At 53.6% G+C, this 10,383-nt stretch carries 10 protein-coding genes and 3 pseudogenes; 9 read left to right on the top strand and 4 right to left on the bottom strand.

Annotation, left to right across the window (positions count from 1 at the left end):
* Positions 1-21: 21 nt before the first annotated feature.
* The 3 genes and pseudogenes from B4967_RS21150 to B4967_RS00825 form a co-directional block, all read right to left on the bottom strand.
* A pseudogene (locus tag B4967_RS21150) lies at positions 22-198 on the bottom strand (four-helix bundle copper-binding protein); the annotation flags it as partial.
* Positions 199-754: 556 nt separating this feature from the next.
* Positions 755-928, bottom strand: coding sequence for a cytochrome c biogenesis protein CcdA (locus B4967_RS19955; RefSeq protein ID WP_279384620.1), 174 nt, complete (start codon positions 926-928; stop codon positions 755-757).
* Entirely contained in the window at positions 925-1,416 is a 492-nt protein-coding gene (locus tag B4967_RS00825; RefSeq protein WP_279384621.1) for a cytochrome c biogenesis CcdA family protein, read from the bottom strand. Before B4967_RS00825 ends, B4967_RS19955 begins: the two co-directional genes overlap by 4 nt.
* A gap of 246 nt (positions 1,417-1,662) precedes the next feature.
* On the opposite strand from B4967_RS00825, the gene B4967_RS00830 reads away from it, so the two are divergent.
* From B4967_RS00830 to B4967_RS00870, 9 genes and pseudogenes are all read left to right on the top strand, one after another.
* Positions 1,663-2,298, top strand: coding sequence for a peroxiredoxin (locus B4967_RS00830; RefSeq protein WP_083023027.1), 636 nt, complete (start codon positions 1,663-1,665; stop codon positions 2,296-2,298).
* 71 nt (positions 2,299-2,369) lie between these two features.
* Entirely contained in the window at positions 2,370-2,777 is a 408-nt protein-coding gene (locus B4967_RS00835) for a MerR family transcriptional regulator (RefSeq protein ID WP_083023028.1), read from the top strand.
* A gap of 79 nt (positions 2,778-2,856) precedes the next feature.
* The gene (locus B4967_RS00840) at positions 2,857-5,331 is read left to right on the top strand and encodes a heavy metal translocating P-type ATPase (protein WP_083023030.1); all 2,475 of its coding nucleotides are present in this window, start codon (positions 2,857-2,859) and stop codon (positions 5,329-5,331) included.
* Between the two features lie 226 nt (positions 5,332-5,557).
* A complete protein-coding gene (gene dsbG / locus B4967_RS00845; RefSeq protein WP_083023031.1) occupies positions 5,558-6,388 on the top strand; it encodes a thiol:disulfide interchange protein DsbG in 831 nt (276 codons plus the stop codon).
* 227 nt (positions 6,389-6,615) lie between these two features.
* On the top strand, positions 6,616-7,128 hold the full coding sequence (locus B4967_RS00850; RefSeq protein WP_207953561.1) for a TVP38/TMEM64 family protein: 513 nt from the start codon (positions 6,616-6,618) through the stop codon (positions 7,126-7,128).
* 89 nt (positions 7,129-7,217) lie between these two features.
* Positions 7,218-7,745, top strand: a complete 528-nt coding sequence (locus tag B4967_RS00855) for a DsbE family thiol:disulfide interchange protein (RefSeq protein WP_083023033.1) — start codon at positions 7,218-7,220, stop codon at positions 7,743-7,745.
* Positions 7,746-7,812: 67 nt separating this feature from the next.
* Positions 7,813-8,625, top strand: coding sequence for a prolipoprotein diacylglyceryl transferase (lgt, locus tag B4967_RS00860; RefSeq protein ID WP_083023035.1), 813 nt, complete (start codon positions 7,813-7,815; stop codon positions 8,623-8,625).
* The gene (locus tag B4967_RS00865) at positions 8,622-9,164 is read left to right on the top strand and encodes a protein-disulfide reductase DsbD domain-containing protein (RefSeq protein WP_083023037.1); all 543 of its coding nucleotides are present in this window, start codon (positions 8,622-8,624) and stop codon (positions 9,162-9,164) included. The genes lgt and B4967_RS00865 overlap by 4 nt, the downstream gene beginning before the upstream one ends.
* A pseudogene (locus tag B4967_RS00870) lies at positions 9,165-9,900 on the top strand (sulfite exporter TauE/SafE family protein).
* Here the strand turns inward: B4967_RS00870 and B4967_RS20585 are convergent.
* Positions 9,897-10,315: pseudogene (locus tag B4967_RS20585) on the bottom strand (MerR family transcriptional regulator). The pseudogenes B4967_RS00870 and B4967_RS20585 sit on opposite strands and share 4 nt — an antisense overlap.
* Positions 10,316-10,383 lie beyond the last annotated feature (68 nt).

Below are 10,383 nucleotides of genomic sequence, written 5' to 3' on the forward strand. Positions count from 1 at the left end.
AACCCTCTGAAAATGGGGGGATTACCCACACTCATCACCACATTTCTTACAAATGTCGGCACATAGACGGCAGATCTCGTGTGCAAACTCACTTTCTTGTGCCATAAATGAGGCAGCTAACCGACAAATTAGAGCACATTGCATGTTAAGGCGAATACATTCCGCCATCATTTTTACGTTGTCTTCTTTTAGGCACTCAGTTGCACACTTGTCTCAATAAGCAGCGCATACGTGACAAGCTTCAATGCAGTTTTCATATTTTTTTAAGTCCATCTCGGTTCTCCATTTTTTAAACCATATTTTATTTACCATAGTTTCTGCTTGGCATGATAAAGCTAGAACAACCCAAAAGAAAAATCAAGGAAAGGTAATCTGATAGATAATCACGAAATATAAAGATAAACCAGGTAGCTGTGCGTTACTTGCCATAATTTTTATTATTCAGCTAGGATTCAGGAAGGCCTACTATAATAAATGTTTTTTTCAAAAAAACACTGAAGCGTTCGCTGCGCTTGTACGTTACCTCGCCACGAGCTCCTAATTAAAGTAATTAGGTGAAGAACTAAATTAATAGTGAAAGCAATTAAGCTCTAAGCATTATAAAAATAATCTCCTTTTAGGAGACTAGCTCAGCCTAATCAGCTTCCTAAGGAGTCAGCATGAAAATTAATCTCTACTTCTCTGACGGCCTGGCTACCCCAGGGTCGCCAGGGAGGGGAAAAGGTCAACCATGATACTGGAAAGCCGTGTCATATTACCCCGTACCGATAGCAATACCCAACAGGATCACAATCGTGCCCGCCACGGGGCGAGCATAGGCACTCCACCTTCCCAGGCTTTGCCGATGCAGAGCAAATCGGTTAATCAGTAAAGTGCTGGCAAGAAAAGGTAGCGCCAGTCCTGCCGAGTAGGCACTTAGATAAATCATTCCAGCCTGGGCACTAGCAGCATTAGACGTGCCATCAGAATAGCGCCTAGTAAGGGGCCGATACAGGGGGTCCAACCGATGGCAAAAGAGACCCCGAACACTGTCGCCGACAGCGGGGCGCCACCCTGGACTTTGGGGGGGAACTGAAAGGTACGCTGGAATAGCGGCAATCGGAACACGCCGGTCATAAAGAGGCCCAGCAGGATCACCGCCGAGCCGGCAACCCAGTTGAATTCTTGGCGATACCCTCGCATCAGTTGCCAGATACTACTGGCGCCGAGCCCGAGTAGTATGAACACGATGCTGAAGCCGAAGACGAAGAAGGCACTGAGGGTCAATGCCTCTAACCGCCTGTCGGCTTTACCGGCACTACCGCCTGTGACCCCCGACAGGTAGGCCGGTAACAGGGGCAGCGTGCAGGGCGAGAAGAAGGAGACCAATCCGCCGATAAAGGCGCCGACCAAGCCGATGGAAGAGAGAGATTCCAATGTGTTATCGCAACTTAAGTTATGGAGACGGCCAACAAGGGTATTGAACCAATCCCATGGTGCTACCTACTATCATATCCATTTTAACGCCGTAAGAATTTTAAGGCTTACAGCTGCTTTAAGGTCAACCTTTATTGACAAATTATTTGTCTCCTATCGAATTGCAAATATTACACATCAAGCTTGACCTTAAAGTTGACTTCAAAGTTATGGTGGCTACTCAATGAATGACATGAGGACATTTCCATGGCGCTACAACTGGGCGAGACAGCACCAAACTTCACGATCGAATCCACGCAAGGCACGGTCAACTTTCACCAATGGCTTGACGACAGCTGGGCGGTGCTGTTCTCGCACCCCGCTGATTTTACGCCAGTATGCACCACAGAACTGGGCGCGTTTGCCAAGCGAAAGAACGAATTCACCCAGCGGGGTGCCAAACTGGTTGGGGTTTCGGTGGATCCCCTCAGCTCTCACCACGACTGGGTGGGGGATATTGAACAGACTCAGGGCACGGCCCTGAACTACCCCTTGCTGGCTGACGAAGATCAGGTGGTAGCGAAGCTTTATGGAATGATCCATCCCAAAGCCGACCCCAAACTTACGGTGCGCACGGTCTTCATCATCGATTCTGACAAGAAAATTCGTCTCACTTTGACGTATCCACCCAGCACAGGACGTAATGTCGACGAGATACTGCGGGTTCTCGATTCGCTTCAGCTAACTGACAAGCACAAAGTGGCCACCCCCGTTGACTGGCAAAACGGTGACGATGTCATCATCTCGCCATCGCTATCGAATGATGACGCTAGGCAACACTTTCCCGAAGGCTGGAACACCAAGACGCCCTACCTTAGGGTCGTGCGCCAACCGGAGCAATAGGAGCCCCGACCGATAGATTCGTTGAGTCAGGCTGCCAGAAGCTTAGATTAATAATATCGTGAGGTAACGCTATGCAAACACTAAGTATCGGCGAGCTTGCCGAACGAAGCGGGGTCGCTAGCCAGGCGATTCGATTCTACGAAAAAGAGAAACTTATGCCTCCTCCGAGGAGGACCGATGCCAACTATCGGCGTTACCCACTGGAAGCTGTGGATCGGTTACAGTTCATCGTCCATGCCAAGCAGTGGGGCTTCAAGCTGCAAGTGATGCGGGAGCTGTTAATGCTTCAGGATGCTAATGGCGACCGGGCGCAAGCTAAGCGCATCGCCGGGGAGAAGCTGCACAAAGTGCGCGAGCAGATCAAACACCTCTCGCGAATTGAAGCCGTATTATCGAAAACACTGGACGAATGTGCAGGCGAAGGGCCTATGCAGGAAGGCTGCCCGATTGTTGAAGCTATCGCAGAGCAGGCTGAATGATCGAGCATTTTCTCGACAGCAAACATGGGAATCAAGCTTGCATATCGGGTCGTCGATAAATTAACAGGAGATCTTCATTATGGCGCAAAACGTCGATATCGAGATTCGTGGTATGTCCTGTGCTTCCTGTGTTGGACGTGTGGAACGTGCACTCAGCCAGCAGCCAGGCGTGATCAACGCTCAAGTGAACCTCGCCACCCAGAAGGCGGCTATCCAGGTCGAAGCAGGTACCACGACCACTAGCCTACTCAACGACATTGCAACAGCGGGCTATCAACCTGTGGTGGAAAGTCTCGACATTCCCATCACCGGCATGAGTTGTGGATCGTGTGTCTCTCGGATAGGGCGAACGCTAACGAAGCTGCCCGGCATGGTGGAAGTGAGTGTTAACCTTGCTACCCAGAAGGCCTTCGTTCGCGTCCTGCCGGGAGCCGTTTCGTTAACGCGTATTCAGCATGCCATCCGCGAGGCAGGCTATGAACCTCAGGATACCGATACGCCGCCACCAACGGACAGCGAGGACTGGGAGAGAGCCGAGCTTCGCCGCCGAGTCGTGCTCGCGGCAATATTTACGATTCCGGTAGTCATCATCGCCATGGGAAAAATGATTCCCGCTTTTGACACGCTGTTAACGAGTCTAATGCCGCATCGCGGCTGGATGGGCGTCGAGTGGTTATTGGCTACACCGGTGCAGTTTTATGCAGGTGCACGCTTCTATCGTGCCGGCTTCGCCGAACTCCGGCATTTTAATCCAGGCATGAACAGCCTCGTTATGATCGGATCGAGCGCTGCCTATTTTTATTCGGTCGCCGCCCTGCTGGTGCCCCCGCTCTTTCCCGTCGGAACCGCCGTGAGCTATTTCGAAGCGGCGGCGGTGATCGTGACGCTAATCCTGCTCGGTCGTTATTTTGAACACATTGCCAAGGGCCGCACCTCCGAGGCGATCAAGAAGCTTCTGCAATTACAGGCGAAAACTGCCCGCGTCATACGCGAGGATGAAACCGTCGAGCTGCCTATCGACGCCGTCGTCACAGGCGATCGTATTTTGGTTCGCCCAGGGGAGCGTGTTCCAGTCGATGGCATCGTCGAGGAGGGTCACTCTTACGTTGATGAGTCGATGATCAGCGGTGAGCCCGTGCCGGTCGCCAAACAGAAAGATTCCGAAGTCGTCGGTGGCGCTATCAACAACAACGGTGCACTTACCTTTCGGGCCACGCGAGTCGGTGCCGACACTGTCTTGTCGCAGATCGTCAAGATGGTGGAAACGGCCCAAGCGGAGAAGCCCCCCATCCAGCAGTTGGCCGACAAGGTTGCTGGTGTATTTGTTCCCGTGGTCATCGCTATCGCCACGATGACCTTTGCACTCTGGTTCGCTTTCGGACCGGCGCCGTCTTTGTCGTTTGCTTTCGTCACTACCGTTAGCGTACTGCTAATTGCCTGCCCCTGTGCGATGGGCCTAGCCACCCCAACGGCCATCATGGTCAGTACCGGGAAAGGGGCCGAGATGGGAGTGCTATTTCGTAAAGGGGCGGCGCTTGAGACGCTGGCCAAAATGAATACGGTGGTGCTGGACAAGACCGGCACTTTGACCCAGGCGCGCCCCGAGCTGACCGACTTCGAAGCGATCAACGGCCATGAGAACGAGGTGCTGCGACTGGTCGCGGCGGTGGAAGCTCAAAGCGAGCACCCCATCGCCGAGGCTATTGTACAGGGCGCCAAGGCCCGCGGGCTGGAATTACCCTCGGTCAGTCGCTTTAGTGCCGAGCCTGGCTACGGCATTGAAGCCGAGGTCGACGGCCACTTGGTACATGTGGGAGCTGATCGTTACATGCTTCGGCTGGAAATCGAGCTCGGCCAGGCAGAAACACGCGCCAAGGTGTTGGCCGAGAACGCCAAGAGCCCGCTCTATGCCGCGGTAGACGGCCAGCTTGCTGCAGTCATCGCGGTGGCGGATCCACTTAAGGAGGGCTCTGCCGAGGCCATCGCAGCACTCAAAGCGCAAGGGCTGGAAGTGGCCATGCTCACCGGCGATAACCGTGCCACTGCCGATGCTATCGCCCGACAGGTTGGCATCCAGCAGATTCTCGCCGAGGTACTGCCCGACCAGAAAGCGGCAGAGATCCGGCGTCTCCAGGCGGAGGGCAAGCGCGTCGCTTTTGTGGGGGACGGGATCAATGATGCGCCCGCTTTGGCCCAGGCCGACGTGGGCATTGCGATCGGCACTGGCACCGATATTGCCATCGAGTCCGGCGATGTGGTGCTGATGAGTGGCGATTTGCGAGGCATCGTCAATGCCACGGCGCTCTCCAAGCGTACCCACCGGACCATTATCGGCAATTTCGTTTGGGCCTATGGCTACAACGTAGCGTTGATCCCCGTGGCGGCGGGCGTGCTCTATCCGTTCATCGGCGTATTGCTCAGCCCCATGCTGGCGGCGGCTGCCATGAGTGTTTCCAGTGTCTTTGTACTGACTAACTCGTTGCGGCTACGCCGTTTCACGCCAGATCCCGGCAATGCCACACCACGTCCAAACGAGGCTGTTCATCGCGCCTAAACCAACACCGTAGTGTTAAAGAGGAATTCAAAATGATGGGAAGTGATAGTTGCATGTGGGGTATGGCGGGGATGGGCCTAATAGCGATCTTGTTGATTATTGCACTGGGGCTTGGTGTTGCTGCGCTTATCAAGTACCTGTTTTTTAATAAGAAGCACTAAAACCAGCCAGTAAATGTGATCGACCTAATCCCTTGGAAAAACAGTAATTGATAAAGAGAGCATTCATGAGGCATATCCTACATTCTACTTATTACCTAGCCGCTGCAGGTCTGTTAGGTCTTATTACGTTGCCTGCGTTGGCGCAGGAAGCAGGAACCGATGCCAATGAGAGTCATCAGGCCGGCATTGCCGCTAATACTGAGTCTCCCTTGCCCAAGACGATTACCGTGTTGGTGGATCAAGGGTTCACATTCCATGGCATCTTCGAAGCGCCTGACGACCTCCAAGGCTATGCCTTGTCTTACGATAATGAGCCTATGGCGGCTTATATCTCCTTCTCTTCCGACTATGCCGTCATTGGTACGTTAATCGACCCTCAGGGTAATGCCGTCATGGAAAGCCAGCTTCAGGCTCTGGTGCTGGAACCCATGCGGGAAGCTACCTGGAGTGCGTTTGAAAACACACGTTTTATCTCGGAGGGGAATGATGATGCATCACATGTTGTGTACACACTAACAGACCCCAACTGCCCTTACTGCAACGCACTCTGGAAGAATTCACGTCCGCTAATCGAGCAAGGCGTGCTACAGCTTCGCCACGTGCTGGTTGGTGTGCTATCAGAGGACAGCCTTCGCAAAGCTGCTGCAATCCTTGAATTCCACGATCCGGTTAGCGCTCTCGAAACTCATGAATTGGAATTTCGCAATGGCGGCATAAGGCCGGTGGAGCCGTCGGAGGAGAGCCAAGCGCTTCTCAGAAAGCATGCCCAGATCATGCGTGAGGCCGGCGCTACGGGGACGCCGACCAGCGACTACCGTGATGAAGCCGGGAAAGTGCAGCGTATCAGTGGTGCAGTGTCGACCGACCAGCTTCGCGAAATCTTAGGTGTTGAATGATACACCATCACGGTACAGGGCTGAGATGACGTGTCTCCCCACTCCCACCACTGAGATGAACATGGCAACCAAGCTTAGCGTAAAGCAAAAGCTCTTTTTGGGGCTCACTCTATTGATGGGCTTGGCGGCCCTCTATTGGATCCTGATGGAAACCGGCGCCTTGTCGGTCGTGACCGACAAGCAGGCCTTGCGTGAGTGGGTGGATAGGCTGGGCGTCTGGGGGCCATTTGGCTATCATCTTTATGATGATGGCTGCCATTGTCATGAGCCCGATCCCCAGTGGTCCGATTGCGATGGTGGCTGGTGCGCTTTACGGCCCAGCTTGGGGGACGGCCTATGTCGTTATCGGTGACGAAGCCGGTGCTCTGCTCGCTTTCTGCATTGCTCGTTTTCTCGGCTATGAAGTGATGCAACGCTGGCCCCGTACACGGCCTATCCTCAATTGGCTGGGAAAGGAGCGCTCTCAAACCGGCTTGATGCTCATCGTTTTTGCATCCCGATTGGTGCCCTTCATTTCGTTTGATTCCATCAGCTATGCGGCAGGTATTACGCCCCTGTCCTTCTGGCGCTTTTTGATCGCCACATTGGCCGGCGTAATCCCCACGGCGTATCTGATCGTCAAGTTCGGCGAAGTGCTAATTACCGCCGACTCCCGTGGTCTCATGATCGCGCTGGTCCTCATCAGTGGCATCACATTGCTGCCGCTGCGGGCGAAACGCCTATGGGCTCGAAAGCCATGACCGATGCAACCTAGTGCTCCAAATCAACTTCCGTAAGCACTAACAATGCTCAGCAGGCACTTACCCGCTACTACCTGTGAGACGTATACGTGAAATCTCGGACATTGCTATTTTTACCCCTATTGGGCTTTTTTGGTTTGAGCTTTTTCTTTTATCAGGGCTTATCAATGGATCCTAGCGCCAGAGATTCCCCCTTGTTAGCTCAGCCGTTTCCGGCCTTCAACCTGACGACGCTGGAAGACCCCTCAAGGGTCGTTGATGACTCTCTTTTTAAAGATAAGGTGACATTGGTCAATGTTTGGGGAGAGTGGTGCCCCACTTGCAAGCATGAAATGCCGCAGTTATTGGACTTAGCCGCGCGAGGCGTTCGCTTGGTTGGCATCAACTACAAGGATACCCAGGCAAAGGGACTCGAGTTTCTTGACGAGTTTGGGAATCCTTTTGAAGTCAATATTTTTGATCCAGAGGGTAACCTAGGTTTTGAGCTAGGTGTTTATGGCGCACCCGAAAGCTATCTGGTCGATACCGAGGGCACTATTCGTTACAAACATACAGGTTACATAACTTCTGAAGATGTTGAACGAGTCATCCAGGAAGTCGAGAAGTGGAAACGATAAAACGGCTCTTAAGACGCAATAATTTTTGTTGATGACTCCAACAGTAACGATTGATTAAGGAAGATATATGCTGCAATACCCTCAAATCGACCCGATCGCCATCGCCATAGGCCCTCTTCAGATTCACTGGTATGGCTTAATGTATGTAATCGGGCTAGTGGCAGCTTGGTGGTTGGGTCGGCGTCGCGCCTACCGACTCGGCCTAAGCCACGATGATATAGGCGACCTGATCTTCTACGCCGCCATCGGCATCATCGTTGGCGGCCGCCTTGGCTATGCATTGTTTTACGGGCTCGAACAACTGCAAGCCAACCCCCTTTGGTTACTAAAAATCTGGGAAGGAGGCATGAGCTTTCATGGCGGTCTTGCCGGTGTGTTAGTGGCTGCCCGGCTGTTTGCTCGCAAACATCAACTGGCTTTTATTCAACTGACCGACTTCATTGCTCCGTTAGTCCCCATCGGCCTGGGAGCGGGTCGCCTCGGGAACTTCATCAATCACGAGTTACCGGGGAGAGTTAGTGATGTACCTTGGGCAGTGGTGTTTCCATCCATGATGGAGCTGGGCCCAGAGCCACGGCATCCTTCGGCTCTCTACGAGTTTGCCCTTGAAGGTGTCGTGTTGTTTGCCGTGCTGTGGTGGCTATCGCGCCGACCACGTCAGCGGGGCCTCATCTCTGGGCTGTTCCTGCTTCTGTATGGAGCCTTCCGTTTCATCGTAGAGTTCGTGCGCCTCCCCGACCCTCAGTTGGGATTCATCGCTTTTGGCTGGTTAACCATGGGGCAGCTACTGACACTACCAATGATCGTCGCGGGCTTTGCTCTGGTCGCTTGGTCCAGAGGTCAGCCAATGGATAAGCCAAAGGCGGCGTTAAACTCATGAAACAAGTCTTCGCTTTTCTAACGGTGGCACTCTTTATAGTCACCCCGGTAGCGGCACGTGAAGAGATGTTTGAGGTTGGTGACAAAAGTTCCCCCTTTAACCGTTCGCCCCAACGTGACTTTCTACCGGCTAAAGAAGCCTTCCGAACCACCGCCTGGCGAGACGATGATCGAGTTTATATCGGCTTCACCGCCGCCGAAAATTACTACCTTCACCGGCATCAGTTCGCGATTGAGAGTCTCTCTCAAGATATCAATTTCGGTGAGTTGGCTTTGCCTCCTGGCGAGCCAATGTCGCACGCGTCTTTAGGGAACATTAACGTTTTCTACGATCAGGTGTTGGTGAGTGCGCCCATAGAGGCGAGCGACACCGTTACCGGGCCGCTGGCCATCATGGTGACCTTTCAGGGCTGTTCCGACCAAGGACTCTGCTATCCACCCGAACAGGTCGAAATCGTATCACCGTACGGTTCGCCTCCGGCGGCCTTCACCATCAGCCCCTCCCGTGATACGGGGGGTAGCTCCAAAGGTGCCCCGTAAATGAATCCCGCCGACATGAGCCTGCCGCCGCTGGCGGCGGCCTTCGTCTTCGGCTTGCTGGGAGGCGCGCACTGTATCGGCATGTGTGGCCGCATCATGAGTGCCCTGACCTTTGCTGTGCCCCCCAGCATGCGACAGCCGAGGCGTTTAGCAGGTCTGTTGCTCGGCTAGAATTTAGGTCGTATCAGCAGCTACATGATCGCTGGTGCCTTGGTGGCCCTGCTCGGTTCCGTGCTCAACCATGCACTGGACAGCTTCGCCCTGGTGTTGCGTATCCTGGCGGCGGTCATGTTGATACTAATGGCACTGTATATCGCCAACTGGTGGAAGGGCTTGCTACGTATCGAGGCGCTGGGGCGCGTCCTGTGGCGCCGCATCGAACCAATAGGCCGTCGCTTGATGCCTGTTGTAAAAGTACCCCAAGCATTCGCACTTGGCTCGCTATGGGGCTGGATGCCCTGTGGGCTAATCTATTCGATGCTGGCCTGGAGTCTTGCTGTAGCCGAGCCATTGCGTGCCGCCGCGATGATGGGGGCCCTTTGGGCTCGGCACCTTGCCTGCCGTCCTAGCGACCGGAGTGGCAGCGCGCCGTGTCTCAATATGGATACGTAGCCCCGCGACTCGTACGCTAGCAGCGCTGCTGATTATTACGTTTGCCGTCTGGCAACTCTGGCATCTGCAATCCATGATAGGGATGATGGATACGCACAGTGCCACGACTTCGCCGCATCACTAATGATTACTTCGCGAATCATTAGCCTCGAAAACTAATTTACCTGTCCCAAGCGATTCGATTAGTTCCTTCATACTGAAGATTTCAGTCATCTTGTCTTGGTTCATGTTATCTAACCATCGCTCTATCACCTGGAGTTCTTGGGTCCGCAAGTTCAGACGTCGCCTTTGAGTGTCGAGTGGTACTGGTTCATTAAACTCTAGGTGCCTTGATCCGCCCAAGATAATATTTGTTTGATCTCTGGAAGACTAACGCCCAGCGAACGCAGGCAGTCGATAAAACGTAGGCGCCCCAAGGACTCTATATCGTAGAGTTGATAACCGTTGCGCGGGTCGCGGTGCGGTTGCAACAACCCTTCCCTTGTATAGTGACGTACTGTTTCTGCCGTTACCCCTCCCGTCTGAGCCAGCTCGGGCACTCGCTTTGGCTTACCCTCATTTGTTTACTCGTAGCCAGCTGTAGTGGTTCAATAAAACCGGACACCAA

Source organism: Vreelandella lionensis (assembly GCF_002087295.1).
Taxonomy (GTDB): domain Bacteria; phylum Pseudomonadota; class Gammaproteobacteria; order Pseudomonadales; family Halomonadaceae; genus Vreelandella; species Vreelandella lionensis.

Bases quoted from the DNA above. Each gene is read 5' to 3' on its own strand.
- B4967_RS19955 (WP_279384620.1), bottom strand. From the start codon at position 928: ATGATTTATCTAAGTGCCTACTCGGCAGGACTGGCGCTACCTTTTCTT.
- B4967_RS00830 (WP_083023027.1), top strand. From the start codon at position 1,663: ATGGCGCTACAACTGGGCGAGACAGCACCAAACTTCACGATCGAATCC.
- B4967_RS00835 (WP_083023028.1), top strand. From the start codon at position 2,370: ATGCAAACACTAAGTATCGGCGAGCTTGCCGAACGAAGCGGGGTCGCT.
- B4967_RS00840 (WP_083023030.1), top strand. From the start codon at position 2,857: ATGGCGCAAAACGTCGATATCGAGATTCGTGGTATGTCCTGTGCTTCC.
- dsbG (WP_083023031.1), top strand. From the start codon at position 5,558: ATGAGGCATATCCTACATTCTACTTATTACCTAGCCGCTGCAGGTCTG.
- lgt (WP_083023035.1), top strand. From the start codon at position 7,813: ATGCTGCAATACCCTCAAATCGACCCGATCGCCATCGCCATAGGCCCT.
- B4967_RS00865 (WP_083023037.1), top strand. From the start codon at position 8,622: ATGAAACAAGTCTTCGCTTTTCTAACGGTGGCACTCTTTATAGTCACC.